Genomic DNA, 25,536 nt, shown 5'->3' with positions numbered 1-25,536 from the left:
ATATATAAAGATCAGGTTCCCATAAGAGAATCTGGTCTTTTTCTCGTTAGAGACAAAAAATTAGTCCGCTTTCTTGATTTCCATCTTCATCGTGTTTGACACCTTATCTGATTGGTAGCTTCCTTTTGGGAAAATAAAGGTCCAGGGCATGCTTGTTTTTGGAGGGATGTGTAATCTATTTTCTTGAAATGAATGACCAGCAATCATTTCTTGCTCTTGAAAAATAACTAAATCTACCTTGCTTAAATCCACTCCTGTTTCGGAAAAATTGTGAATTAAATTCGTATACAACAATTGATCTTTATGGTTAAAAGCATAGCGAATGGTATTGAAGGTAATCGCTTGTTTCTGATCTTCCTTTGTTGAGTGAAACACCTGTTCAATTATGGCTAAATCACCTTTAGCAATGGTCTTTTCCCAAGCGGCTTCTAATAATAATCGTTGCATTTGCTCATCTCCCTATAACTTTCTTTGATTTAATCATACTTATGAAGGAAAAGCAAAAAGCAGGCACCACATGTTGTGCCTGCTTCTTCGTTATTCTGATACTGGTACAACTGATCCGTTGTATTCTTCTTCGATAAATTCTTGAATTTCATCAGAGCGAAGCACTTCTACTAATTTTGCCAATGCTTCATTGTTTTCGTCTTCGCTACGAGCTGCAATAATATTAACATATGGTGACTCAGAGCCTTCCAAGATTAATGCATCCTCTGTTGGAACTAAACCTGCTTCTAAGGCATAGTTAGTATTAATAGCTAGAATAGCATCTTTTTCTCTTTCATAGAACTCAGGTAAAAAGCCTGGGTCGATACTAGCATCAAATTCAAGGTTTAGAGGATTTTCAACAATATCATCAACAGTTGCAGATTGTTTATCTACATTCTCATCAATTTTGATTAAACCTTCTTTTTCTAATAGAGCAAGAATTCTTCCATGGTCTGGTACATTACGACTCATAATAAAAGTTGTACCCTCTGGAATATCATCGATATTGTTTATGTTCTTTGAATAAATTCCCATTGGCTCAATATGAATACCACCTAAATTAACAATATCAAAATCAAATTCTTCTTTTTGTTGCTCGAAGTAAGGTATGTGTTGGAAATAGTTCGCATCTAATGTTCCATTATTTAAGTCTTCATTTAAGAATGTGTACTCTTGATAGGCTTCCACCTTAAGTTCAATGCCTTCTTCTTTTAAAATAGGAGCAGCTTTTTCTAATACTTCAGCATGTGGCACACTGGTCGCACCAACTGTAATAGAAGTTGTCTCCTGGTTTCCTTCTTCATTGCTTGCATCCTCATTCTCTGAAGTTCCACAAGCTGCCAATACGATTAATACAGATGCTGTGAATAATAAAGCTAGTAATTTTTTCAAAATAAATCATCCCTTCTAAATTTTATCTTTTATCTACCGCTTTGGATAGTAAATCCCCAATTAATTGAAAAACAAACACAATAGCGATAACAAATATGGTACATATAAGGACTACATCGAAATCTCTTCTTAAGAAACCTTTCATATAGGCAAGATCCCCAAGTCCACCTGCACCAATTATACCAGCCATTGCTGTATAGCCGATTAAGGAAATAGCTGTTACCGTAATACCTGATATAAGAGCAGGCATTGATTCCGGTAAAAGCACCTTAAAAATGATGGTGTGAGGTTTTGCCCCCATTGATTTTGCTGCTTCGATAACACCTTTGTCTACTTCTTTTAATCCTATCTCTACCAGTCGTGCATAAAAGGGAGCCGCTCCAATAATTAATGCAGGGAGTGCAGCCTTCCATCCTCGAATCGTACCTATTAGAAAATCAGTGAAAGGAAATAAGAGTAGGATCAAGATAATAAATGGTATGGCTCGAAACACATTGACAACCGTTGCAGTGACAAAGTTAATAAAGCGATTTTGCCAAAGGTTTCCTCTATCTGTTAAAAACAGCAATAGCCCAAGTGTAATTCCGAGAATGAGAGTTCCAGCTACGGAGATGAGTGTCATGTATAAGGTTTCTTCTGTTGCTGTCCATAAATCCTCCATGTTTACATTTGGAAATAATTCTTTAAGCATGACGTAACACCTCAACTTCCACACCAGAGGTTTCAATAAATTGAATAGTTTTGGATAGAATATCTTTCTCTCCGTTTAATTCAATATACAATGTTCCATAGGCACCTTCTCTAGTTGGGGCAATAGAGCCTTGTAGAATATTAATTTCTACATCAAATTTTCTAACGATTTCTGTAATGAGGGCCCTTTTAGCATCATTACCAATAAAGTGTAGCTTGATTACTTCACTATTGTCATGATTGGTTATGAAGTTCTGCAATTTATCTTGTTCATGCTCTAATGGATTTAATTGCTGAACAAATCGCTTTGTAGTAGCTGACTTCGGACGAACAAAAACATCCAATACGTCTCCCGTTTCGACAACTTCTCCACTCTCCATAACAGCGACTCGATTACATATTTTTTGAATGACATGCATCTCGTGTGTGATCAAAATAATAGTAAGACCTAGTTTCTGATTAATGGACACAAGTAATTCGAGAATATCATCGGTTGTTTCAGGATCTAATGCAGAAGTAGCTTCATCACAAAGCAATACCTCTGGATCATTGGCAAGTGCACGGGCAATGCCAACTCTTTGTTTCTGACCACCACTTAGTTGTGCAGGATAGGAATTTTCTTTTCCAGATAATCCTACTAGATGAATTAATTCAGTTACCTTTTCAGATCTCTTGGCTTTTGGTACACCTGCTATCTCTAGTGGAAAGGCAATATTATCAAATACGGTTCTAGACCAAAGGAGGTTAAAATGCTGGAAGATCATACCGATCTTTTGACGTTTTTTCCGCAGCTGAGCTTGAGACATATTCGTTATATCAAGCTCTTGTATTGAAACAGTACCATTTGTTGGTTCCTCTAATCGATTAATCAATCGGATAAAGGTACTTTTTCCAGCACCACTATAGCCAATTACACCAAATATTTCTCCTTTTTCTATGTTTAATGAAACATTATTGACAGCTTGCACTTGTTGTTTATTTGTCTGATATAGCTTTGATAAGTTTTCAATCTTAATCAATCAGCCCACTCCTTTCTCTGGGGTAGAAAAACAAAAAATCCTTTCTGTACAAGAGGACAGAAAGGATGTATGCTCCGCTTAGTCCTCTTATCTTTCAAAGCGAACTTGCTTTGATGGAATTAGCACCTATCAGAATCATCTGACGGTTGCTGGGTTTCATAGGGCCAGTCCCTCCACCTCTCTTGATAAGAGTATTACTTTTATTATAAAGGTAATCATAGCATGACAAATAAGTGAAGTCAATAAGTCTACTAATTGTTGTAATCATCGGACTTTTCAGAAAATTAAACTCTAGTACTTTGAATAATTTTTACTCTTTTACTCTACTATAGTAGCGTATTAGACAATTTTCGACTATAATAGACAATTGGTAGATTAAATGAAAAGAGGTTAAGAGATGAAACATATCGCAATAATTGGTAGTAGTGGTGGGAACCTCTATAACCTTGGTGGAAAAAAACCAGCTAAGCTACTAGAAGAAATTAGAGTTCAAGCAAACAGTGCAGGAATGAAGCTTCACGCTGTCCAGTTCGTTGGTGCTGAAGAAAGCATGGACTCTGCAAAACAAGACACAAAGGCGTCTTTATGGCAACTTGATGAAAGTGGAACATTTACTCAAAGTGAAAGAGCTAATCTTAGTGTCGTAAATGAAGAAGCGCGATTATTGGATCAGAAAATTGCCGATTTAATAGAAGAAGAGCAAATAGATGGATTAATTGTAATGAGTGGTGATCCAAATGATACGAATCAACACGTCATTCGTGCTGCCGCTAAGAAACAAGTACCAGTAGTAGGAACTGGTGGTACTTCTATGGCAACTATTGCCACCTTGGGTGCTAGAGTAATAGCAACCTCTGGTACCACTGGAACAACCAATCGAACGAGGGCTGTTTCGTTTATTACTTCTTTAAGTAAAGAATTTCAACTGTCGTATCGCCCGATTTTAGGAAGCAATCCATCCAATCAAATATCAAATGGGCTCGGATGGCGAAATATCAATATTCGTGGGATCATGATGTCGGCATTACCAGGTTTTATCGCAATGGCTCTTATATTGGCATTAAGTAAAATACCAGCACTTTCTGGTTTAAGTGAGGTGTTCGATCTATTAATTGGTGCACTTCCTGTTGTTATTGCCGTTATTGCCGCAAAGCAGGTTTCAGAATTAGATGAAGTGTCTATTGTTGCAGGTGTTATTGCAGGAGTATTGTCGGTTGATGGCGGGATTATTGGTGGAATGATCGCTGGTATTCTTGCAGGGGTCCTGGTGCGTATACTCTTCCGAAAATTTGTTGAATGGCGCTTTCCAATGACAACAGTCAACATTGCTGCAGGTGGAATTGCTGGATTATTCTCTGGATTATTAGTTTATTATTTTATTGCACCAATTGCTTTATTTATAGGTGATGGAATAAAACAGTTAATTGAGCTTGCGGTAGATTTTAATCCGATTCTTGCTGGTACCATTGCGGGAGTGTTAATTTGGCCAGCCATTATTGGTGGGGTCTATCATGCTGCCATCTTGCCGATTGTATTGCTAGAAATGGAGCGTACGGGGAACAGCTTTTTAGGTGCTGTTGATATGGTGGGATTAGTAATGGTAGCTGCTGGTATTAACTTAGCGAATATTATTCGACCACGTGATAAAGGAGAGGCAGCAGTTGCCGTTCCAGGCTTTCTAATCAATCTTGGCTTTGGAACCTTTGTTGAATCAGCCTACCCATTTATGTTTTCGAGCAAATGGATTTTCGCTGGAGCTCTTCTATCTGGGGGGATAGGTGGTGCATTAGTTGGCTTTTTTGAGGTTCGTGGAACAGCCTATGTTCCTACCTTTACGGCACCATTGCTTGCCAATCACTCTCTTGGCTTCATCATTGCAATGCTTGTACCATGTCTAGTAGCATTTTTTGTTACATTAATTGTAAATCAGATAAAACGAGCGAAATAATGCTAGAAGAAGTCTATGATAGCTGCATTGCTTTTATAGACTTCTTTTAACATTAGTATCTCTGGATCCTTAATTGGTAAGGGATTGAATTGGTGCAGGTATCCTTCCACCACGCTGAATAATTTTCTCAGAACTAAAAGAACTAACTCCGATTATCGGTGCTCGACCAAGTAGTCCGCCAAATTCGACCGATTCGCCTTGTTTTTTGCCGATCACTGGAATAACACGTACAGCTGTTGTTTTTCGATTGATCATGCCTATTGCAGCTTCATCCGCTATGATGGCAGCAATGGTTTCTTCGCTAGCTGATCCATCTAGTGCAATCATGTCTAATCCAACAGAGCAGACACATGTCATCGCTTCAAGCTTTGATAATTCAAGAGCACCATCCTCAATACCACGAATCATTCCATTATCTTCACTTACTGGTATAAAAGCGCCACTTAAACCACCAACGTAGGAGCTGGCCATCGCCCCACCTTTTTTGACCGCATCGTTCATGAGTGCTAATGCGGCAATGGTTCCATGTGTACCGACACGTTCTAAACCAATCTCTTCTAGTATTTCCGCAACACTGTCATTCATAGCATTGGTTGGTGCAAGCGACAAGTCCATTATACCAAATGGGACGTTTAGTCTTTGTGCTACTACACGCCCAATTAATTCACCTGCCCTTGTAATCTTAAATGCCGTATTTTTGATCACATCAGCTATTTCTCCCAAATCGGCATTTGGGAATTTTTTTAATGCATTTAATACAACACCAGGACCACTTACTCCAACACTTAACACTACTTCCCCTTCACCCGTGCCGTGAAAGGCTCCTGCCATAAATGGATTATCCTCAACCGGATTACAAAAAACAACTAGTTTGGCACAACCAATACTATTATGATCTTTCGTTAGCTCCGCTGTTCGCTTTATAATCGATCCCATGCTTGCTACAGCATCCATGTTTATTCCTGTTTTCGTTGTAGCAACAGAAATAGAAGCACATACTCTTTCTGTGAAGCTTAGTGCCTCTGGGAGTGCAGAAAGTAGGGCTTGATCTCCCTTGGTTATCCCTTTATGTACCAATGCAGAAAATCCACCAATGAAATCCACATCTAAACATTTAGCTGCGTCATCTAATATTTTGGCTAATTCTATTACTTGTTGCTTTGATGCATTTCCTAGTAATTCTGCGACAGGTGAGATCGCAATTCGTTTGTTGATAATTGGCACCCCATATTCCTCCGCGACTTGGTCAGCAGTTGTTTGAAGCTCCTTTGCATAGTGCGTAATTTTTTTATAAACATTCTCTTTTAATTTATCAAAATCTGAATCCATACAATCCCGTAAGCTAATCCCCATTGTAACCGTTCGAATATCTAAATGTTCCATTTCTACCATTCGTATTGTTTCTTGTATCTCTGTGAATCCTATTGGCATAATTGATTTCCTCCTTAAACACGATGCATTGCTTGAAAAACATCTTCAAGTTGAATGTTAATATTCAGTCCAAGTTCCTTTTCAACAGGTTCGAATTTTTGTTTTAAATGATTAATATTACTACTGTCTTGAATATCTATAATCATAATCATTGTGAAAAAATCCTGCAAAATCGTCTGACTTATGTCAGAAATATTTATATGATTATCTGCTAATACATTAGTAACTTTAGCTATAATTCCTACTTTATCCTTACCTACAACACTTACTACTGCTCGTTTTTTCAATTTTATCACCTCTATTTCGTTAGTATGCTCATTATAACACGGAATATCGATATCGCATTTTTGCTAAAACCATTATTTTCGCATAAAATATAGGGGTATTAAGAATTGGAGGGCTTCTGATGAAGGAAATTAAAATGATTGCATTAGACATGGATGGCACGCTTTTAAATAATCAGCACCAAGTCTCCGATGTAAATAAAACTGCAATAAAAAGAGCCCAAGATAATGGGGTAGAGGTGATTATCTCAACAGGTCGTCACTATCAAACAAGCTCTATTATTGCAAAAGAATTAGGTTTACATTATTTGATTACGGTGAATGGTAGTGAGATTTGGACAATGCATGGTGACTTAATTGCAAGACAAACATTGGATCCAAGTATTGTTATGAAGCTTGTAAAGCTTAGAGAGGAGCATCAAACATGGGCTTGGCTTGCTTCTGTTGATAAAATTTGGCGGGGAGAGACTCCTGAGGATATTGAAGCACATGAATGGCTGAAATTTGGCTTTGACACAGACGCCCCAGAAATAAAGGAAAAAATTAACCAAACATTGTCAGAATGGGAGGATGTCGAGGTAAGTAATTCTAGTCTAACCAATATTGAAGTCAATGCAGTCGGAGTAAATAAAGCAGCGGCAATTGAAAAGGTTTGTGAAAGAATTGGTATCACCATGGATCAGGTGATGACGGCTGGTGATAGTTTGAATGATATAAAAATGATAGAATTAGCTGGATTAGGCATCGCGATGGGAAATGCTCAGGAACCTGTAAAAAAAGCAGCTGATTGGGTAACCGCTTCTAATGATGAGGACGGAGTAGCCCTTGCTATTGAAAAGTGGGTATTATCATCGACTTAACAGTAAAGTATTTTCGTGTAGTGCTGGATCCTGAAATATTTGCTAGAAATGATAGAAATTTCTGAAAATAGGTAGCTATTACTTGCAGTGAACCATTTGATGTAATAACTTATTATATGGAGTGAATTTTTATACTGGACTTACGCATTGTTCCATTTCGTGCTAAAATAGAGGATATGGAATAATACATAAGTAGTGATAAATTAACAAAAGGAGCGATTAGGAGAATGGCAAAACAACAATTTGGTGTGATAGGTCTTGCTGTTATGGGGAAAAACCTTGCCTTAAACGTAGAGAGCAGAGGTTATTCTGTAGCAGTTTTTAATAGAACTTATCAAAAAACAGAAGACTTCTTGAACAATGAAGCAAAAGGGAAGAATTTCGTTGGAGCAAAAACGATTGAAGAATTTGTTGATTCCTTAGAGAAGCCGCGTAAGATTATGTTAATGGTACAAGCAGGGCCAGCTACTGATGCGACGATTGCTTCCCTACGGCCATTACTTGATAAAGGTGATATTTTAATCGATGGTGGGAATACGTTCTTTAAAGATACCATGCGTCGTAATGCTGAGCTTGATGAATCTGGAATCCACTTTATTGGAACAGGTGTATCAGGTGGGGAAGAAGGAGCACTCAAAGGCCCTTCCATCATGCCTGGTGGACAAAAAGAAGCATATGATTTAGTTGCACCAATTTTCGAAGCAATTTCTGCTAAAGTAAATGGCGACCCTTGTGTAACTTATATCGGACCGAATGGTGCTGGACACTATGTCAAGATGGTTCACAATGGTATAGAATATGGAGATATGCAACTTATTTGTGAAGCATATTTTATTATGAAACACGTGCTAGGTCTAGGTGCTGAGGAGCTTCATGAAGTATTTAAAGAATGGAACAAAGGTGAACTAGATAGCTATTTAATCGAGATAACAACAGATATCTTTAAGAAAAAGGATGCTGAAACAGGAAAACCAATGGTGGACGTGATCCTAGATACTGCTGGTCAAAAAGGTACGGGAAAATGGACAAGTCAAAGCGCACTAGATCTAGGGGTACCATTACCGGTTATTACAGAATCTGTATTCGCGCGTTTTATTTCAGCAATGAAAGAAGAGCGTGTGGCAGCGAGCAAGGTATTACAAGGGCCATCTGCAGCGGACAAGCCGTATGAAGGAGATAAGGATGAACTAATTGAAGCGATTCGTAAAGCCCTTTATATGAGTAAAATTGTTTCCTATGCACAAGGTTTTGCTCAAATGAGAGCAGCATCTGAGGAAAATGATTGGAATCTACGTTATGGAGATATATCCATGATCTTCCGTGGAGGATGTATTATTCGTGCACAATTCCTACAAAAAATTAAAGATGCATACGATCGTGAGCCAGGTCTTGCTAATCTCTTACTAGATCCTTACTTCAAAGAAATTGTAGAAGGCTATCAAGAATCATTGCGTAAAGTATTATCGATCGCAATGGAGCGTGGAATTCCAGTTCCTGGCTTTGCAAGTGCCTTAGCTTATTATGATAGCTATCGTACAGAAACATTGCCTGCTAACCTTTTACAAGCACAACGTGATTACTTTGGCGCACACACATACCAACGTGTGGACAAAGAAGGAATCTTCCATACAGAGTGGTTAGAGGACTAATAATAAAATCCCTCTTGCATATATGCGAGAGGGATTTTATTATTATCATAGACCTTCTTCGAATAATAGCACTCTAGCTGGGGCTGCTTCTGTATCAATTAATTTTAATGGTGCAGCGACCATCAAATATTCTCCAGGTGTGACTTCAGCAAGACGTAGACCTTCCATAATAATAATCTCTTCTGTGAAAAGCTTGCGATGAGTTGGGTTCCCTTCTTGACTACGTTCGATTCCTAATGTATCTATTCCTACACCCGCGACCTGCTTTTGAATGAGGTAGTCAGCGCCGTCTTCTTTTAAATAAATAAAGTCGAAATCAAACTCGTTCTTCGCAAAGGAGGAATTTTTTGTTTTCAATAAAAGAAAATCATCTTCAAAAATAGAATGCGCTTCCAAATCTGTGCGACTTATTCCATCTTTAGCATTCGTTAAATCTAATACCTTTACCTTTCTAATTAATTTTTCTAATGAGATCGATTCAAATGTATCCCCGTCGTTCAACATATGAAGGGGTGCATCAATATGGGTTCCGCTATGAAGATTTAATTCCATTGTTGTACTTGTAACATAACCGGAGGTATTTCGGTCAAAATGTGGTTTAATTGCTTGAATATTTTCCCATACTTGCATTTCTGGATGAATCGTCATTGAAATATCATAGAATTTCACTTTTAATCTCTCCTTTTTAGATAAGAAAGAGCAACCTAAAACGATTGCTCTTCCTCTTGTTCTACTATTTTTCAGGTGTAATGTTCCACCATTTAAAACCGTCTTTCGCTAATAACTCATCAGCTTCCTTCGGTCCATTTGTTCCTGATTCATAATTTGGAAAGTCTGCTTTTTTCTTGGACCAAGCATTTGCGATAATATCAATAAATTTCCAAGAAAGAGCAACCTCATCCCAGTGTGTGAAATTAGTGGAATCACCGCGCATACAATCATGTAACAGAATTTCATATGCTTCTGGAGTATTCATCTTGTCACCAGAATTATTGTCATAACTTAATGTGATTGGAGTAGAGGCAGCACTATAGTCACCTTTCTTCGCATTAACATGCAATGTGATCCCTTCATGTGGTTGGACATGGATAACGAGTAAGTTAGACTTCGTTTCATGTTCTTCTCCATAATAGAGGTTCATCGGTAAATCTTTAAATTCGACTACAATTTCAGTGGATTTTTTCTCCATACGCTTACCTGTACGAATATAGAATGGAACTCCAGCCCAGCGGAAGTTATCAATCATGAGTTTTGCTGCTACGAACGTATCTGTATTTGATTCAGGGTCCACACCATTTCCTTCGCGGTATGCGGGTAATTCCTCACCATTTACCATTCCACGGCCATATTGACCACGGACAATATATTGGTCAAGATTGTCTTCTTCAAAGAAGCGCAATGCACGCAACACTTTTACTTTCTCACTACGAATTTCTTCAGGTGTTAGCTTAATTGGTGGATCCATAGCGATCAATGCGAGCATTTGCAACATATGATTTTGCATCATGTCTTTTAAGGCACCAGCACTATCATAATAGCGTCCACGCTCTTCGACACCTAGAATCTCACTTGACGTAATTTGAATATTTGAAATATATTGATTATTCCAGAGTGGCTCAAATAATGCATTGGCAAATCGAATTACTTCAATGTTTTGGACCATTTCTTTTCCTAAGTAATGGTCAATACGATAGATTTGATCCTCAGTAAAAGCTTCACGAATTTGGTTATTTAATTTTTCGGCAGACTCATAGTCATGACCAAATGGTTTTTCGATAACAAGTCTAGTCCAACCTTTTGTTGTTGTTAAACCTTCTGACTTTAAGTTTGCAGCAAGTGTACCAAAGAAATTAGGCGCCATCGAAAAGTAGAATAGACGATTTCCGTCAGTTTCATGCTTCTCATCAAGCTGATTGATAAGGTTCTCTAACTCTGCATAATGCTCAAGGTCTTGAATATCGAAAGGGTTATAATGAAAATGGCTAGCAAATTCATCTGGATCAATACTTGGATCATTTAACCCGTTTATAGATTCTTTTACATTATTTCGGAAGTCTTCATTCGTTAGTGGTCGTCTTGCAACACCAATTACGGCAAAGTTCTTTGATAATTTTCCATTACGATAGAGTCGATAGATGGAAGGATAGAGTTTTCTATTTGCAAGATCACCTGTTGCACCAAATATAACAATAACTGCTTTTGGGTTATTCGTTGTCATTAACTTAAACTACCTTTCTTCATTTAATTATTAATAAGCGAGTTATACGCATATGTGTCACGATATGCTATAATCAAAATGTTTCTTAAAAAATAGGAATGCATAATGGCTTTTATTTCATTTGCTAATTATACATGATAACATATAAATTGGTAAAATGACGTGATTGTCATAAATATATACTATCACTTATTAAAAAAATGACAAAACAAAATACATAGAATTTTCAAAAAATTCAGGAGGATATGATGAAAAATTACCAAGGATTTCTAATTGATTTAGATGGAACAGTGTATAAAGGTACAGAAAAAATCATAGAGGCTATAGAGTTTGTGAAAGAATTAGAACGAAAGGGGCTCCCCTATCTATTTCTAACAAATAATTCTACCAAGCATCCAAAGGATGTTTCAGAAAAATTAGTTAATATGGGCGTCCCAAGTACAGCTAAACATGTCTTTACGACAAGTATGGCGACAGCAAGCTATATAAAGGGACAAAAAACGAATGCAAAAGTCTATGCAATCGGTGAAGAAGGACTCTATATGGCGCTTAAGGAATGTGGGCTTGAGCTCGTAGAAGAAGATGCAGATTTTGTCGTAATGGGACTGGATCGAAATATAAATTATGAAAAGCTAACAAAAGGGGCACTAAATATTCGCAAGGGCGCAAAATTTGTCGCAACAAATGGTGATGTAGCATTACCAACAGAAAGAGGCTTCTTACCTGGTGCTGGTTCCCTTATTTCTGTTCTATCTGTTACTACAGGAATACAACCAACATTTATAGGTAAGCCTGAATCAATCATTGTGGACCAAGCTCTAGAAGTACTTGGCACAAAGAAGGAAGAAACACTTATGGTTGGTGACAATTATGCTACAGATATATTAGCAGGAATGAATGCTGGCATTGATTCTGTACTAGTGCATACAGGTGTGACAACGAAAAAAGATTTAGAAACAATAGAAGCAAAGCCAACCTATTCAATAGATAGCTTAGCAGAGTGGACGTTTGGTGAATAACTAATACTATGTTTAAGAAAGAGCCAAGTAGAGGATTTCTTCTATCCTTTGCTTGGCTCTTTTTTTGTACGTACAGTTTAACAAGAAGAATTTCTTACTAATCTCAGTCTAAGTTAGGATTCTATTTCCGTAGTACTTTTGTTTTTCTTTTTCCCCATCCGATTTGTAATCATGACCCCGATGATGACGAATAATCCTCCTAAAATTTGAACGAAGGAGATTTGCTCCTTTAAAAAGATGACAGCACCAATCATGGTAAATACAGGAATTAAATTAAGAAAAATAGAAGCCCTTGATGGACCAAGCTCTTGTACTCCTTTGTTGTATGCCATCAATGCGATAAGTGATGGAAATATACCGAGATATAAGGTTCCACCTATGATCGCCCAAGACCAATTAATTTGTTTGATCTCCTCCCACTCGATCGGGAGTAATGGAATAAAGAGGATAATAGCAATGACAGACATAACGAGTAATGCACCATATGTTGGGAATTTCCAAGTGTGTTGCTTAATGAAAATAGAGTAAACGGACCAACTTACCATTGCTAGTAGCATAATTAAATCTCCAATATTTATTTGGAGATTGGTAATGACCTCTAATGATCCCTTCGTGATAACAAAAAATACGCCAAATAAAGAAATAAATACACCGAATAGCTGTTTTGCTGTAAAGCGATCGCCAAATAATATGAATGCCAAAAGAAGCGTGAAAATAGGTGTAGATGCTTCTACAATTCCAGCATTAATTGTAGTAGTGTAATTTAATGCTAAATAGACAAAAATATTAAATAATACGAGACCTGTCACAGAAAGTGCTAAAATAGCTTTCCATTCCTTTTTCCAAAGGGCACGGTTGTTCTTCCATTCTCTGTATCCAAGAGGAAATATAACGAATGCTGCAATAATGTAGCGGAAGAAAGATAGTGTAATTGGTGGAATCTCTGCGGTTACTGGCTTTCCGATAATTAGATTACCAGCATAGAAGATAGCAGCCAGAATTAATAATAAATATGCCTTCATCTAATCACCTCCAATTTACCCATCATAACATGTTTATTCGAAAGTGAAAAACAAAAAACCAGTAAGCTCTGATGCAAACTGGTTTTGAGAATCACTCGTTATTTGGATCTAACTTCTTGTCTCATAAAGAGTAAATAGGATAGGGCAAAACATACAAGAGTTGCAGCAATGAGTCCAGTTAATTGAGGCCAAATTAATAAAAGACTTTGGCTCAAAGGAAGCGGACCTGCTATAGCACCTGTCGTTTGCTCAACTGTTAAAGGACCTAGGCTTCGAACAGATGGTGACATGAGTGTCGTTGTCGATTCTGTAAAAAGGTAGTTTGGAGAAATTCTCATTAAATTGAGCACCAGTCCTTGTTTACTTATTGCGTCTGATGTGCTTGCGATATTCTCAGGATTGAGAATCGACTTTGATAATAGCTCTACTAGCATTGAATAGAATAGACTAAAAAAAATCCATATTGCAATCGATGCTAATGCGGATGTAGCAGCTTGCTTGAATCGAACGGAAAACAGGATACCTAAATTAAGCCAGAAGGCAATATAGGCAATACACAAAATTAAGAAACAAATAATTCGTAAGAATTCTTCTAATGTAGGTGGAATACCTAAAATTAGAATACCGAAGGACATTACTAAAAAGCCTAATGCAAAGAACAACAGAGCATTTATAAGTAATGCTGCCGCAAATTTCCCATTCAAAACAAAATCCCTAGGTATAGGTTGTGCCATTAATCTACTTAAGGTCCCTTTATTACGTTCTGAATTAATGGCATCAAACCCAAGAGCAACACCAAGTAATGGTCCTAAAAAACCTACGAATGTAATAAAAGAAGGTAAGGTTCCATCAGAGATGGTAAAAAGCTTTAAAAATAGAAAAGCACTTCTTGCCACTTCTTTTGTTTCCTCAGCTGCGGCATCTAAGGCATCCTGAATATTTGTAATAGCAGTGTAGAGTGAACCGATACAAGTAAAGGTAATAATAAGGAGCAAAATAATTATTCTCCAGCTCGTAATATAATCTGTAAATTCCTTTCGAACGATCGCCTGGAATGCGGTCATATGACTACTTTTTTCTCTGTTCGGGATGGTAAACCATTTTTGTATGTTCCCTTTAAGAGTTTGGAGCCTCTCCACGACTATCACCTCCTTCAAAATATCGATGATAAATTTCGTCGAGGCCATAATTTTTCTTTTGTATTTGTGTTAAGGATATATTGTTCTGAACGATGATTTTCGCTATATCTGCAGATATATCATGATCCACATAAATTTCTAATTTATCTAAAGCTTGTTCAATATGATTGACACCCCTTAATGTCCGGATTTTTTCGATTAATTCAGAATCAATAGGTTCTGCTTTGACATAGATGATGAATAAATCTTCAAAAAATAATTGTTTAGCTAATTCCTCCATATTTCCTTCTGCTAAAAGCTTCCCTTTGACAAAGATGCCAACACGATCGCAAATTTGCTGTACCTGATGTAATTGATGGGAAGAAAGTAGTACAGTAATTCCATCTTCTTTATTCAATTGTTGTATTAATTTCAGTATTTCTCTAACACCTTCAGGGTCAATACCGAGGGTTGGTTCATCTAAAATAATGACTTCAGGATCTTTCATTAAGACATCCGCAAGCCCTAATCGTTGACGCATACCCCGAGAATATTTTCCTGCTTTTTTGTTTGTTGCATCTGTTAGTCCGACCCTTTGTAATAGATAGTTAGCACGTTCTTCTGCAAGTTTGCGTGACAAGCCGTTTAAGCTCGCGGTATAGAGGAGGTTTTCAAATCCAGTCATATGCTCGTAAAAGCCAAGGTCATCTGGCAAATATCCTACTCTACGCTTCACTTCAATTGGATTGGATGTAGAGTTAATTCCACAAACATGAACGGACCCAGTTGTTGGCTCACTTAATCCAAGCATCATTAAGATGGAAGTGGATTTTCCTGCTCCATTGGGTCCTAATAATCCAAAGATCTCACCTTTTTTTATCGCTAAGGAGAGGTGATCAACTGCATATTGTTCGTCATATTGCTTGGAGATTTCGTCTAGTGTAATGATCGGTGATGACATAATTATCTCCTCCCAAATTTTCTAAATATAAAGTAAAGGCCACCTATCACGATGAGAATGATAAGAATAGCTACAATGCCCCATAATGTAGAGGTTTCGACTGCTACACGAAAACTTGCATCCGAGGAAGCTTCCGCAGTTTCCGCTGTGAAGGTGGTTACATAATCCCCTGCAATGGCTTCATCCGGTGCGGTTAGTGTTGCTTTTATTGTTTTGGTTTCTCCTGCTTTTAATGAAGCAATTTTGTCTGAATTGAATTCTGATTCCCAATTAGGCGGAGTGGAAGCTTTTACGGAAATATCAGATAGGGTAGCAGTACCAGTATTTTCGATTACTAAATTCACAGTACGGGAATTTCCTGCTGTAACATCTGTGCTTAAATTTCCTTCTGGAGTACTTATTTTCAATTCGTACGAACCTGTTATAACGGCTTCTAACGTTGTTTCTGCAGAGGTAGAGCTATTAGCTGCTTTTATTGGGATGGAGTAGGTATCTGCTTTTACATTTGTCGGTGGTGTTACTTCCACTGTAATATCCTTTGATGCATTTGGTTCTAGTGCTACTGAAGTTACTGCTTTTCCATCTGCTTTAAATTGTACACCCCAGCCTTCTTTTGTTCCTGCACTCAAAGCATAGGTTTGTTCTTCAGCAGTACGATTTTTTAAGCTCACTGTATAAGAAAAGGTAGCATCAGCATGCCCCTCCATATTTGGCTGTTCCGATGTTAATTCAGTCGCAGATGTACCTTCCTCCGATACCGTTGTAATAAAAGGTAATTCTGCATAATCATCGCCTTCACCATCTGCAATAAGCGTAAATTGATAATCCGCCTTTTTAATTTCTAATGGAACGGTTACATCGAATTGGATACTTTGCTCACCATTTTCGCGTACAGATAATTGACTAATATCATTTCCACCAGCAGTAATTGTGTAGTTCCAACCTTTCGGGAGTCCTTCTACATCAAAGGTCATATTCGATATCGAACTACTTTTGTTAAGCACAGTGACGTCATAGCTTAATGTTTCTCCTGGTGTGACGGATAAGCCTGTATAAGGTGTGTAAAGAGAGATTCCACCTGCTGCTTCTACTTTTCCAATAAATAAAATAGGAAATAATAACAACACGGAACATATTAAAGATATAATTTTTTTATACATGGTTAGATCCTCCTTAAAATGATTTTTCAGTGAGTGATACGTGGAAATTACGTAGTTGGATTTGTTTTTTTGAAAAAAATTTGTACAATGTAAATAAATTGTTGATGAACTCTTAGAGGGGGGATCATGTTGGAAGAAGATCATTTGTTATTAAAACGAATGGCAGATGGACAAAAACAAGCATTTGATAGCTTCTACGAAAAATATCATATCTACATTTTTCAAATTGCTTATAAGGTTGTGAGTAATCGTAGTGAGGCGGAAGATATTTGCCACGATGTTTTTCTCGAGATTTATCAAAAAGCGATACAATACAATCCCGAACGAGGAAGTGTAAAAGCATGGATAGGAGTGAAGACAAGGTCAAGAGCAATAGATCGTTTGCGGAAAAAATCAGGTCTGTTAACAAATAAGCTCGAAGATATCCTGATGAATGCTTCTCCTTCTGCAGATCAATATGTAATAGAAAGAATGGAAAAGGAGCTACTCGTTAATGCGATGAGCCGTCTTCCAAAGGAGCAACAACAAGCAATCTATCATATGTATTTTGAGCATTTTACCCAAAAGGAGATTGCATTTAGGTATAACCGACCACTCGGTTCTGTTAAATCATCTATTCGTTATGGACTCCAAAATTTACGGAAGCAAAAATCATTACTACGTTGGTATGGTTCTAGTGGAGGTGACAAATAAATGAGCAGTAACCATTTGAAGGAAGAAAAAATCATCGACCTGCTTGATGGTAATGTTTCAGAAGAAGAAAAATTTGAAATTCAAAACCATATAAATACATGCCCAAAATGCCAAGGAGTATATAAATTTTGGCAAAATACGATGGAAAGTATGACAGATGTTTCCCCTTCTCCTTCACTAAAGGAGAGATTAGATGAATCGATCGAAAAGAAAAAAAGTCATCGTTTCATTTCATTTAAACCAATAATTCTCACCGCTAGTCTAGCAATTGTGGCTTTTCTGTTCTGGGGATTAAATGATATTGTTTACCAAAGTAATACGGTTCAACCGGAATATGAAATTTATCAAAATAATGAAATCAATGAGGAAAGTTTATTTACCAATAGTCCACATGTAGAAGTACAACAGCTTGTTTCGTTTTCCAATACTAGTAATATTGACGGTGCTTTATGGGTCAATAAAGAAACACAGGAGATGTTACTTAAAGTAAAGGGGCTAGAGGGCTTGGAGCAAAATGATTATCAGCTTTGGATCGTTGACCAGGATAATCATGCTGAAGGTGAATTATTAATGGTAGATACGAATGGTGAGGCAAAAGTATTATATCGTTTAAATGACTTATCGGAATATAAGCATATAAAAGCAAGTGTAGAACCATTGGGAGGCAGTAAAACTCCTACAGGTCCAGAAACATTCTTTGTCGATTTTGATTAGGTGAAAGAATGGATAAAGAAAGGAACCGAACTACTTAGAGCTTTTTCTTAAGGCTCTAAATATAGTTCGGTTTTTCTAGGCTCAAGGACATAACCCTACTGATGGAAAATTACCTTTTTTCTATTTCAAATAAATCGTCTAGTTTATTACTTACATAAGTATGGGAATCTCTTACCCCTAAATTATAAAAGGTTGGAGCTATTTCCCTCATAAAAAAATCTAGAAGAAATCCTGCCTGTAAATTTCCTAATTCCTCGTTATGTTCTCTTAAGTAGTAATCTTGAATGAGAGTAATAAATTCATTTCTTTCTTCATGACTCAATGTAAAGGGGGATTTCATGTTAATGACTCCTCTCATTAGGTAATGATTTCCTATAGCCTATCAACACGAGCTGTCTTTAGCAAGTTATTTCGCAGCTTTTTGCAATTTTTGAATCATTTTTAGCGATCTACCTGTACCAATTGCTACGGATTCTAACGGGTTTGGAGCAAGATGTACGGGAACATTGATTACTTTAGAAAGCCATTTTTCCATCCCTTGTAGTAATGCTCCCCCTCCAGTCAGTGTAATCCCTTGGTCTACTATATCTCCACTTAGCTCTGGTGGACAATTTTCTAATGTGTCTCGAATGGAGTTTAGAATAGCCTCTAATACTTCTTTTATCGCGTATTGTACTTCGGTAGATTTAATTTCAATCACTTTAGGTAACCCTGTTACAAGGTCTCGTCCACGAACGTCCATTGTTTTTTCATCATGTTCAATGAGGGCATGTCCGATTTCTATTTTAATCTTTTCTGCTGTGCTTTCCCCAATAAGGACATTGAAATGTCTTTTTATATACTGGATAATCTCTTCATCGATGTGATCCCCGCCAATTCGAACAGATCTACTTGCAACAACACCACCGAAAGAAATAATCCCTACCTCGCTTGTTCCGCCGCCAATATCGACAATCATACTTGCTTGAGGCTCTGCCACAGGAAGATCTGCACCGATAGCAGCTGCGATCGGTTCTTCTATTAGATGAACTTCTTTCGCTCCATAGCTTTTAATAGCATTATCAATAGCGCGTCGTTCTACAGCCGTACTACCTGATGGCGTACAAACGACAACGGTAGGCTTTCGCATAGAGATTCCAGCTTTTTTACTGACTTTCTTTAACATAGCTGTTAACATTTGAGTAGTGGAATCAAAGTCTGCAATCACGCCATTTCTTAATGGGCGAATTGGAATAATATGTTTTGGAGTCTTCCCAATCATACTTTTCGCTTCATTTCCGACAGCAACGACATTATTTGTCTTTGTATCTAGTGCCACAACGGCAGGTTCATTTAATATAATTCCTTTGGTTTTGGTATAAATTAATATATTTGCGGTTCCTAGGTCAATACCAATTTCTGTATTTGCAAACATTACGTACCCTCCATTAATTCTATATCATAAATCTCTACCTTTATAATTGTTCTATTTTTCATAGGAAATTATGACCGTATTATGGATGGAAGTTTTTGTTAATGCAAAAAAACTAACTTTAGTGTGAAATTTTAAAAGCGAAAAATTCATTATAATAAAACTTCTGTTGATAATCTAGTATAATAAAGGTAGTTAATAGCATCAGACGTGTGGATAAGATTCCTGTCTAGTCGAATGATAAAATAGATGAGTGAATAGAAGCGTGCCTAAAAAAATAATCTAGGATGATTAATATGGATGTATTTGCACAATTAGCGGAGGAAAGGATAAAAAAGCTATAGAGGAAGGGGAATTTGATCAACTAAAAGGGAGAGGGAAGCCATTAAAGCAAGATGATTTATCACACGTTCCAGAGGATTTGCGGATGGGATACCGTCTGTTAAAGAATAGTGGTTTTCTTCCAGAGGAATTACAAATAAACAAAGAATTAGTAACATTAAGAGATTTGATCAAGTCATGTGATAGCGAATCAGAAAAAAAACGTCTGGAGAAAAAACTTACAGAAAAAGAGCTACGACTAAGGATGCTTATCGAAAAACGCGGTATAAAAAAATCACCTGTGTATAGGCAATATCGTCACAAATTAGATCGTTTATCACAGCGTTAGTTCGTCCTTAGAGATGAAGGAACCTCAAAATTTGTGATATCTAAAGATAACCCTGTCTATGCATATGTCCCAATTGGCATGACAATAATATTTAGAAAATTAAAGGTGACGATAATGTTTCAAACGTTTATAGATCAAATATTAAATAAAACATCACAGCGGAATGAGAGAATAAATCGAATTAGCGAAATGCCGTTCGACAATCGTTATAGATGGATAGAAGATCTCGAAGAGTCGATGAAGTTAGATGCTCAAAGACCAAAGTCGATTCTTTTCTTTGATATAGATCGATTTAAAAATGTGAATGATATTGCAGGCCGACAGATAGGAGATCAGGTAATTGAACTAGTCGAAGACAGGATTAATGAACATCTTCCAGAAACTTGTAATTTGTATCATCTTTTTGGTGATCAATTTTTGGTGTCAATTGACAACACAGTCAGTCAGAGCTTCTCGCTTGCAAACCAGCTCATGAAAGCTATTCAACGACCAATTTTTGCGGAGAATCATGAATTCTACCTTACCGCAACGATCGGCATTAGTCATATTCAAGAGTCTGATATAAAGCCTTCTGAACATATCCATCAAGCAAGGTTCGCAGTAAGGCATGGAAAAACAAAAGGTGGAAATCAAGTAAATGAATATAAAAGCTTTATGGGAGCAATATATAATGAGTTAATCTCACTGGAATCCGATATCATAAAAGCAGTACAATTCAATGAGTTCTATCTTGTCTATCAGCCTAAGGTAGATGTTAAGACAAATAAAATGATCGGACTAGAAGCCTTATTAAGGTGGAAACATCATCAATTAGGAGAAATTTCACCATCTAGATTTATTCCGATAGCAGAGAAAATCGGTATGATCCATTCTATTGGAGAATGGGTATTAAGAGCAGTTTGTCAACAATACCTGGAATGGAAGCGTATTGGTGTTCCACCAATTTTGATTGCCATTAATGTATCTGCACTCGAGTTACAGCAACCTTGCTTTTATCATCGAGTAATCCGTATTATAGAGCAGATGGGGATGGATCCAAAGTATCTGGAGATGGAAATAACAGAAAATAGCTTTATACATAACCCAGAAGAATGTATTGAAACAATGGAAAAGTTAAGAAGTATAGGAATTTCTTTATCGATTGATGACTTTGGTACCGGCTATTCCTCGATAGGGTATTTAAAAAAATTCCCGATAGATTATCTAAAAATTGACCAATCCTTTTTGAAGGATGTATGTACGGATTCTGGAAGTGCCGAAATTATTAAATCAATGATTCATCTTGGTCATACCTTTGGTTTAAAAGTAGTAGCGGAAGGGGTAGAAGGAGAACATGCATTAAGTTTTATTCGTAATGTAGCGTGTGATTACTATCAAGGCTATTTCTATAGTCAGCCACTAGAAGCAGACAAGGTGATGGATAAGCTGCTAACAAGTTAAATCAATAACTTTTCTAGAAAATAGAGTTTTTCTAAAATATTAGGATTAACAAATTAGAATAGGTGGTATTATATGATTAATGTTTTATTTATTTGTTTAGGGAATATTTGTCGTTCGCCAATGGCAGAAGCGGTCTTTCGTCAAATAGCCAAGGAAGATGGAATGGAGAAACGCTTCTTTATTGATTCTGCTGGAATGGGGAATTGGCATATTGGAAAGCCGCCACATCAAGGGACTAGAGCTAAGCTAGATCAAATGAAAATTACATATGAAGGACAAAAAGCGAGACAAATAAATCCAAAGGATCTGGAGAATTTTGATTATATTATTGCAATGGATCAGCAAAATATCAATGATTTAGCAGAACTGGGTAAAAATTCAGAAAAAGTAGTAATCAAAAAGCTGATGGATTTCGTTGAAAATGCTAAGGAAGAAAATGTGCCGGATCCATATTTCACCAAGAATTTTGACTATACGTATGAACTTGTAAAAGAAGGCTGTGAATCATTGTATGCTTATATAAAAAGGAAGCATCTATGAGATAAATGAGAATAAGAGGTGGATAAATTATGGGAAAACAAAAACTTGTCAAAGGAATTATTTTTGGGGCAGTGATTGGAGGATTAGTATCCTTAGGGGATCGAGATACGAGAAGGTATGTTCGTTCTAAATGTCAGGTGACCAAACAAAGGGCCCAATTCTATATCAAAAATCCTTCCGATTTAGTCCGTGAGCTTAATCAATTTTATCAAAAAGGCTCCGAGCAATTATCAACAGGTTTGTCTCAAGCCCTGGAGATTTTAAATCAGCTACAAGAAATGACGAGAAAGATCGATAAAAAATGAGTCTGAACAATAGGGCGGGCTCCTCTATTCTTGCTAATGGTAAGCAATTACTCCATGAGATTATTGATGATGATGTTCCGGGGCTTGGGGCTCAGCTCGCCTATTTTCTTTTGTTATCATTATTTCCTTTTATGATTTTTTTAGTAACACTAATCGGATATCTACCGTTTGATGATATTAGTGTCACAAATCTTATTTCTAAATACGCACCTGAAGAAATTATGACACTTATCAATAACAATCTAACACAAATCATGAATAGTCGTAATGGAAGCTTGTTGTCGATTGGTATTATTGGGACATTATGGTCTGCGTCGAATGGAATTAATGCCTTGATTCGTTCATTTAATCGTGCTTACGATATTGAGGAAGAGCGCCCTTTTTTCATCACTCGTTCAATTGCGATTTTTCTTACGATTGTAATGCTTTTAGTTATTTTGGTCGCCTTTATTCTACCAATCTTTGGGCGGGCGATTGGTGTTTATATTTTCTCCTTTATGGGATTATCCGATGATTTCATAAATCTGTGGAATACGCTAAGGTGGGTAATCTCCTCTGTTATTTTTTTTATTGTTTTAATCGTTCTTTATCGTTTAGCTCCTAGTAAAAAGGTATACTTTAAGCATATATATGTTGGAGCAATTTTTGCTACGGTAGGTTGGCAGTTAACCTCTCTGGCCTTTTCGTATTATGTTTCTACATTAGGTAATTATTCTGCAACCTATGGAAGTCTTGGTGGTGTTATCATTTTAATGATTTGGTTTTATTTATCTGGAATTATCATTATAATAGGCTGTGAAATTAATGCATTTTATGAAAAGAAACGGATGTCTAAAAGCTAGGCATCCATTTTTTCATTTCTGTTATTGCTTATTCTTCTTCAATAATCGTAGTCCATTTAGAATAACAAGTATGGTACTGCCTTCGTGACCAATGACACCTAATGGCAAATTAATTGCCTGAAGGAAATTGGAGGCAATGAGTGTAAGGATAACTGCAATGGAAAAGAGAATATTTTGTTTAATAATTCGATTCATTTTTTTGGATAGTTTAATAGAATCTACTATTTTAGGTAGGCTGTTTTTTACCAGAACCATATCTGCTGTTTCTAATGCCACATCCGTACCAGCCCCCATAGCAACACCTAAGTTAGCAGTAGCAAGTGCAGGAGCATCATTAATTCCATCTCCGATCATCGCTATCTTGAAACCACTATTTTTCTCTTGTTTAATTGCATCTACCTTATCCTCTGGTAAACAATTAGCCCTAAAATCATGAATATCAATTTCTTTTGCTATTTCTTGTGCTGTTTGCTCATTATCTCCTGTTAACATGATGGTTTTGATTCCTAATTGCTTTAATTCATTTACTGCGTCCATAGCCTCTTGTCTTAGCTTATCCTGAAGAACGAATAATCCAAGAATTTCTTCATTTCTTTTTACAAAAATGACTGTTTTCCCCAACCATCTGTCACTTGAAATATTATGTTTTTGGACAAATTGCTCCACACTAGCATCACCCACAAGTCGCGTATTCCCTATTAGCCAATGCACATCACCTACTTTAGCTTGAATTCCTTTTCCATCAAGATGAGTGATATCTTCTATTTCTATCGCTTTGATCTCCGTTTGCTCTTCACACCAATTAGAAATAGCGTGTGCAAGTGGATGATTGGAATACCTTTCGACCGAATAAATGATTTCGATAAGACGTTGGTCAATATGTTCGAAAAATGTATTTGTTACGACAGGTTTCCCTTCTGTTAAGGTTCCTGTTTTATCAAAGGCAATTGCGTCGATCTCCCCTAATGTCTCCAAATGCGCCCCGCCTTTAAACAAAACACCATTTCTTGCACTACTAGAGATAGCGGACAAAGTTGCAGGCATAATAGATGCAACTAGTGCACATGGAGATGCTACTACAAGTAAAATCATAGCTCGATAGATCGTATCATTCCAAGACCAGTCTAATAAAAAATGAGGGATAACCATCATCATCGCAACCATCCCAAGGACTACTTTCACATAACTGTTTTCAAAACGTTCAATAAATGCCTGAGAGCGTGATCTTTCCGCTTGCGCTTGTTGTACTAACTGAATGATTTTTTGAAATAAAGTTTGCGATGGAAGGGTATGAATACGAACAGTTATATTACCATTTAGGTTGATTGTACTTGCAAAGACGGCTTCTTCTTTTGATTTGGTAACAGGAAGTGATTCTCCTGTAAGGGCACTTTCATCAACCGATGTATGTCCTTTAACAATTAAACCATCTGTTGGAATTCGTTCTCCTGCCTTTATTAAGATGTGGTCACCTATTTTTAAATTAGCGACAGGTACTTTTTGTACTTTATTATTTAATAATAGGTTCGCAGTCTCAGGTTGCAAGTCCATTAATGCCTTTAATTCATGACTACTTTTGTTTTCGGTATAGGTTTCTAGTGCACCAGATAGAGCAAAAATAAAAATTAAAATGGCCCCTTCTGTCCAATGACCAATCGAAGCAGAGCCGATTGCAGCTAACACCATTAAAAGTTCTACATTCAGTTTCTTTTCTTTTATCGTTTCGATTATTCCTTCTTTGGCCTTGGCATATCCACCAACGATAAATGCGGTAAGTAAGAGAATAATGGATGGTGTTTCGGAAGGTGTTTCATGAAAAATCCATGCAAGCAATATTAGAAGACCACTAGTGAGAGCCATGATTAGCTCAAGGTGTGTTTTTAATTTTTTGCTAATGACAGAAAAAGAAAAAGGAATACCAATAGAATTTTCAAAAAACATCTTAATATAACTCATCATTTTGCCTCCTAACGAGAATGAAATTCATTCTTATTATTTATAATTATTATAAATTAATAATTAATATAATTATAAATTAATTATGACAAAAGTCAATAGGTTCATTCCTTAACTTGTGATTAATGTGTAACAGTTAATTTTTGGTGATAAATACAGTGAATTAAAATGTTGAAATATAAAGCATAAACTGTTATCTTTTAAAT

At 36.7% G+C, this 25,536-nt stretch carries 26 protein-coding genes and 1 riboswitch; of the genes, 11 read left to right on the top strand and 15 right to left on the bottom strand.

All coding sequences use genetic code 11. The features are described from left to right. Positions 1 to 60: 60 nt before the first annotated feature. From DLJ74_RS18775 to DLJ74_RS18760, 4 genes are all read right to left on the bottom strand, one after another. The gene (locus DLJ74_RS18775) at positions 61 to 447 is read right to left on the bottom strand and encodes an SLAP domain-containing protein (RefSeq protein WP_054787272.1); all 387 of its coding nucleotides are present in this window, start codon (positions 445 to 447) and stop codon (positions 61 to 63) included. A gap of 90 nt (positions 448 to 537) precedes the next feature. Further along, a complete protein-coding gene (locus DLJ74_RS18770; RefSeq protein ID WP_109985613.1) occupies positions 538 to 1,380 on the bottom strand; it encodes a MetQ/NlpA family ABC transporter substrate-binding protein in 843 nt (280 codons plus the stop codon). A gap of 22 nt (positions 1,381 to 1,402) precedes the next feature. Next, positions 1,403 to 2,071: a methionine ABC transporter permease gene (locus tag DLJ74_RS18765; RefSeq protein WP_109985612.1), complete on the bottom strand. Its 669-nt coding sequence runs from the start codon at positions 2,069 to 2,071 to the stop codon at positions 1,403 to 1,405. Further along, the gene (locus DLJ74_RS18760; protein ID WP_109985611.1) at positions 2,064 to 3,089 is read right to left on the bottom strand and encodes a methionine ABC transporter ATP-binding protein; all 1,026 of its coding nucleotides are present in this window, start codon (positions 3,087 to 3,089) and stop codon (positions 2,064 to 2,066) included. The genes DLJ74_RS18765 and DLJ74_RS18760 overlap by 8 nt, the downstream gene beginning before the upstream one ends. Positions 3,090 to 3,173: 84 nt before the next feature. Beyond that, a riboswitch (SAM riboswitch) is annotated at positions 3,174 to 3,281 on the bottom strand. Between the two features lie 205 nt (positions 3,282 to 3,486). Between DLJ74_RS18760 and DLJ74_RS18755 the strand changes: the two genes are divergently transcribed. After that, positions 3,487 to 5,037: a PTS sugar transporter gene (locus tag DLJ74_RS18755; protein WP_109985610.1), complete on the top strand. Its 1,551-nt coding sequence runs from the start codon at positions 3,487 to 3,489 to the stop codon at positions 5,035 to 5,037. A gap of 69 nt (positions 5,038 to 5,106) precedes the next feature. Here DLJ74_RS18755 and DLJ74_RS18750 read toward each other — a convergent pair whose 3' ends face one another. Continuing rightward, positions 5,107 to 6,468, bottom strand: coding sequence for a PFL family protein (locus DLJ74_RS18750; RefSeq protein ID WP_109985609.1), 1,362 nt, complete (start codon positions 6,466 to 6,468; stop codon positions 5,107 to 5,109). 14 nt (positions 6,469 to 6,482) lie between these two features. Then, a complete protein-coding gene (locus tag DLJ74_RS18745) occupies positions 6,483 to 6,755 on the bottom strand; it encodes an ACT domain-containing protein (RefSeq protein WP_054861205.1) in 273 nt (90 codons plus the stop codon). Positions 6,756 to 6,874: 119 nt separating this feature from the next. On the opposite strand from DLJ74_RS18745, the gene DLJ74_RS18740 reads away from it, so the two are divergent. Further along, positions 6,875 to 7,612 carry a Cof-type HAD-IIB family hydrolase gene (locus DLJ74_RS18740; protein WP_109985608.1) on the top strand — a complete coding sequence of 246 codons (738 nt, stop codon included), beginning with the start codon at positions 6,875 to 6,877 and terminating at the stop codon, positions 7,610 to 7,612. Between the two features lie 227 nt (positions 7,613 to 7,839). After that, on the top strand, positions 7,840 to 9,261 hold the full coding sequence (gndA, locus tag DLJ74_RS18735; protein ID WP_109985607.1) for an NADP-dependent phosphogluconate dehydrogenase: 1,422 nt from the start codon (positions 7,840 to 7,842) through the stop codon (positions 9,259 to 9,261). A 45-nt stretch (positions 9,262 to 9,306) separates the two neighbouring features. Here the strand turns inward: gndA and DLJ74_RS18730 are convergent, their stop codons facing one another. Further along, positions 9,307 to 9,930, bottom strand: a complete 624-nt coding sequence (locus DLJ74_RS18730; protein WP_109985606.1) for a cyclase family protein — start codon at positions 9,928 to 9,930, stop codon at positions 9,307 to 9,309. Between the two features lie 64 nt (positions 9,931 to 9,994). Next, positions 9,995 to 11,479: a glucose-6-phosphate dehydrogenase gene (gene zwf / locus DLJ74_RS18725; RefSeq protein WP_109985605.1), complete on the bottom strand. Its 1,485-nt coding sequence runs from the start codon at positions 11,477 to 11,479 to the stop codon at positions 9,995 to 9,997. 248 nt (positions 11,480 to 11,727) lie between these two features. On the opposite strand from zwf, the gene DLJ74_RS18720 reads away from it, so the two are divergent. Further along, entirely contained in the window at positions 11,728 to 12,498 is a 771-nt protein-coding gene (locus DLJ74_RS18720; RefSeq protein ID WP_109985604.1) for a TIGR01457 family HAD-type hydrolase, read from the top strand. 113 nt (positions 12,499 to 12,611) lie between these two features. Here the strand turns inward: DLJ74_RS18720 and DLJ74_RS18715 are convergent, their stop codons facing one another. The 4 genes from DLJ74_RS18715 to DLJ74_RS18700 all read right to left on the bottom strand — a co-directional run bounded on the left by DLJ74_RS18715 (position 12,612) and on the right by DLJ74_RS18700 (position 16,759). Further along, positions 12,612 to 13,520 carry a DMT family transporter gene (locus DLJ74_RS18715; protein ID WP_109985603.1) on the bottom strand — a complete coding sequence of 303 codons (909 nt, stop codon included), beginning with the start codon at positions 13,518 to 13,520 and terminating at the stop codon, positions 12,612 to 12,614. A 98-nt stretch (positions 13,521 to 13,618) separates the two neighbouring features. Further along, positions 13,619 to 14,659: an ABC transporter permease gene (locus DLJ74_RS18710; RefSeq protein WP_425454602.1), complete on the bottom strand. Its 1,041-nt coding sequence runs from the start codon at positions 14,657 to 14,659 to the stop codon at positions 13,619 to 13,621. Next, on the bottom strand, positions 14,637 to 15,599 hold the full coding sequence (locus tag DLJ74_RS18705; RefSeq protein WP_109985601.1) for an ABC transporter ATP-binding protein: 963 nt from the start codon (positions 15,597 to 15,599) through the stop codon (positions 14,637 to 14,639). The genes DLJ74_RS18710 and DLJ74_RS18705 overlap by 23 nt, the downstream gene beginning before the upstream one ends. A gap of 2 nt (positions 15,600 to 15,601) precedes the next feature. Beyond that, a complete protein-coding gene (locus DLJ74_RS18700; protein ID WP_109985600.1) occupies positions 15,602 to 16,759 on the bottom strand; it encodes a COG1470 family protein in 1,158 nt (385 codons plus the stop codon). A 129-nt stretch (positions 16,760 to 16,888) separates the two neighbouring features. Between DLJ74_RS18700 and DLJ74_RS18695 the strand changes: the two genes are divergently transcribed. Further along, positions 16,889 to 17,452: an RNA polymerase sigma factor gene (locus tag DLJ74_RS18695; RefSeq protein ID WP_245902389.1), complete on the top strand. Its 564-nt coding sequence runs from the start codon at positions 16,889 to 16,891 to the stop codon at positions 17,450 to 17,452. Beyond that, positions 17,453 to 18,166 (top strand): anti-sigma factor, encoded by a 714-nt coding sequence (locus DLJ74_RS18690; RefSeq protein WP_109985598.1) that lies wholly within the window; start codon positions 17,453 to 17,455, stop codon positions 18,164 to 18,166. A gap of 109 nt (positions 18,167 to 18,275) precedes the next feature. Here the strand turns inward: DLJ74_RS18690 and DLJ74_RS18685 are convergent, their stop codons facing one another. Both DLJ74_RS18685 and mreBH read right to left on the bottom strand, forming a co-directional pair. Then, the gene (locus tag DLJ74_RS18685; RefSeq protein WP_109985597.1) at positions 18,276 to 18,506 is read right to left on the bottom strand and encodes a DUF2164 domain-containing protein; all 231 of its coding nucleotides are present in this window, start codon (positions 18,504 to 18,506) and stop codon (positions 18,276 to 18,278) included. Positions 18,507 to 18,572: 66 nt separating this feature from the next. Then, positions 18,573 to 19,580, bottom strand: a complete 1,008-nt coding sequence (mreBH, locus tag DLJ74_RS18680) for a rod-share determining protein MreBH (RefSeq protein WP_109985596.1) — start codon at positions 19,578 to 19,580, stop codon at positions 18,573 to 18,575. A 301-nt stretch (positions 19,581 to 19,881) separates the two neighbouring features. Here mreBH and DLJ74_RS18675 point away from each other — a divergent pair, with 301 nt between their 5' ends. From DLJ74_RS18675 to DLJ74_RS18655, 5 genes are all read left to right on the top strand, one after another. Further along, positions 19,882 to 20,247 carry a DnaJ family domain-containing protein gene (locus tag DLJ74_RS18675; protein ID WP_342767757.1) on the top strand — a complete coding sequence of 122 codons (366 nt, stop codon included), beginning with the start codon at positions 19,882 to 19,884 and terminating at the stop codon, positions 20,245 to 20,247. 114 nt (positions 20,248 to 20,361) lie between these two features. After that, a complete protein-coding gene (locus DLJ74_RS18670; protein WP_181397671.1) occupies positions 20,362 to 21,687 on the top strand; it encodes a putative bifunctional diguanylate cyclase/phosphodiesterase in 1,326 nt (441 codons plus the stop codon). A gap of 72 nt (positions 21,688 to 21,759) precedes the next feature. Beyond that, a complete protein-coding gene (locus DLJ74_RS18665) occupies positions 21,760 to 22,227 on the top strand; it encodes a low molecular weight protein-tyrosine-phosphatase (RefSeq protein ID WP_054787283.1) in 468 nt (155 codons plus the stop codon). Between the two features lie 29 nt (positions 22,228 to 22,256). Further along, positions 22,257 to 22,532, top strand: a complete 276-nt coding sequence (locus tag DLJ74_RS18660; protein ID WP_054787284.1) for a hypothetical protein — start codon at positions 22,257 to 22,259, stop codon at positions 22,530 to 22,532. Continuing rightward, entirely contained in the window at positions 22,529 to 23,374 is an 846-nt protein-coding gene (locus DLJ74_RS18655; RefSeq protein ID WP_054861217.1) for a YihY/virulence factor BrkB family protein, read from the top strand. Before DLJ74_RS18660 ends, DLJ74_RS18655 begins: the two co-directional genes overlap by 4 nt. A 21-nt stretch (positions 23,375 to 23,395) precedes the next feature. Here DLJ74_RS18655 and DLJ74_RS18650 read toward each other — a convergent pair whose 3' ends face one another. Beyond that, positions 23,396 to 25,315, bottom strand: coding sequence for a heavy metal translocating P-type ATPase (locus tag DLJ74_RS18650; RefSeq protein WP_109985666.1), 1,920 nt, complete (start codon positions 25,313 to 25,315; stop codon positions 23,396 to 23,398). Positions 25,316 to 25,536 lie beyond the last annotated feature (221 nt).

It is taken from the genome of Gracilibacillus dipsosauri (assembly GCF_003176895.1).
Taxonomy (GTDB): domain Bacteria; phylum Bacillota; class Bacilli; order Bacillales; family Amphibacillaceae; genus Gracilibacillus; species Gracilibacillus dipsosauri.
This window is presented reverse-complemented; position numbering and strand designations above follow the sequence as displayed.

What these genes read in the sequence shown, in the direction of transcription:
- DLJ74_RS18775 (WP_054787272.1), bottom strand. Translation starts at nt 447, where the DNA reads ATGCAACGATTATTATTAGAAGCCGCTTGGGAAAAGACCATTGCTAAA.
- DLJ74_RS18765 (WP_109985612.1), bottom strand. Translation starts at nt 2,071, where the DNA reads ATGCTTAAAGAATTATTTCCAAATGTAAACATGGAGGATTTATGGACA.
- DLJ74_RS18755 (WP_109985610.1), top strand. Translation starts at nt 3,487, where the DNA reads ATGAAACATATCGCAATAATTGGTAGTAGTGGTGGGAACCTCTATAAC.
- DLJ74_RS18750 (WP_109985609.1), bottom strand. Translation starts at nt 6,468, where the DNA reads ATGCCAATAGGATTCACAGAGATACAAGAAACAATACGAATGGTAGAA.
- DLJ74_RS18740 (WP_109985608.1), top strand. Translation starts at nt 6,875, where the DNA reads ATGAAGGAAATTAAAATGATTGCATTAGACATGGATGGCACGCTTTTA.
- gndA (WP_109985607.1), top strand. Translation starts at nt 7,840, where the DNA reads ATGGCAAAACAACAATTTGGTGTGATAGGTCTTGCTGTTATGGGGAAA.
- zwf (WP_109985605.1), bottom strand. Translation starts at nt 11,479, where the DNA reads ATGACAACGAATAACCCAAAAGCAGTTATTGTTATATTTGGTGCAACA.
- DLJ74_RS18720 (WP_109985604.1), top strand. Translation starts at nt 11,728, where the DNA reads ATGAAAAATTACCAAGGATTTCTAATTGATTTAGATGGAACAGTGTAT.
- DLJ74_RS18715 (WP_109985603.1), bottom strand. Translation starts at nt 13,520, where the DNA reads ATGAAGGCATATTTATTATTAATTCTGGCTGCTATCTTCTATGCTGGT.
- DLJ74_RS18705 (WP_109985601.1), bottom strand. Translation starts at nt 15,599, where the DNA reads ATGTCATCACCGATCATTACACTAGACGAAATCTCCAAGCAATATGAC.
- DLJ74_RS18700 (WP_109985600.1), bottom strand. Translation starts at nt 16,759, where the DNA reads ATGTATAAAAAAATTATATCTTTAATATGTTCCGTGTTGTTATTATTT.
- DLJ74_RS18690 (WP_109985598.1), top strand. Translation starts at nt 17,453, where the DNA reads ATGAGCAGTAACCATTTGAAGGAAGAAAAAATCATCGACCTGCTTGAT.
- DLJ74_RS18685 (WP_109985597.1), bottom strand. Translation starts at nt 18,506, where the DNA reads ATGAAATCCCCCTTTACATTGAGTCATGAAGAAAGAAATGAATTTATT.
- mreBH (WP_109985596.1), bottom strand. Translation starts at nt 19,580, where the DNA reads ATGTTTGCAAATACAGAAATTGGTATTGACCTAGGAACCGCAAATATA.
- DLJ74_RS18670 (WP_181397671.1), top strand. Translation starts at nt 20,362, where the DNA reads ATGTTTCAAACGTTTATAGATCAAATATTAAATAAAACATCACAGCGG.
- DLJ74_RS18665 (WP_054787283.1), top strand. Translation starts at nt 21,760, where the DNA reads ATGATTAATGTTTTATTTATTTGTTTAGGGAATATTTGTCGTTCGCCA.
- DLJ74_RS18660 (WP_054787284.1), top strand. Translation starts at nt 22,257, where the DNA reads ATGGGAAAACAAAAACTTGTCAAAGGAATTATTTTTGGGGCAGTGATT.
- DLJ74_RS18655 (WP_054861217.1), top strand. Translation starts at nt 22,529, where the DNA reads ATGAGTCTGAACAATAGGGCGGGCTCCTCTATTCTTGCTAATGGTAAG.
- DLJ74_RS18650 (WP_109985666.1), bottom strand. Translation starts at nt 25,315, where the DNA reads ATGTTTTTTGAAAATTCTATTGGTATTCCTTTTTCTTTTTCTGTCATT.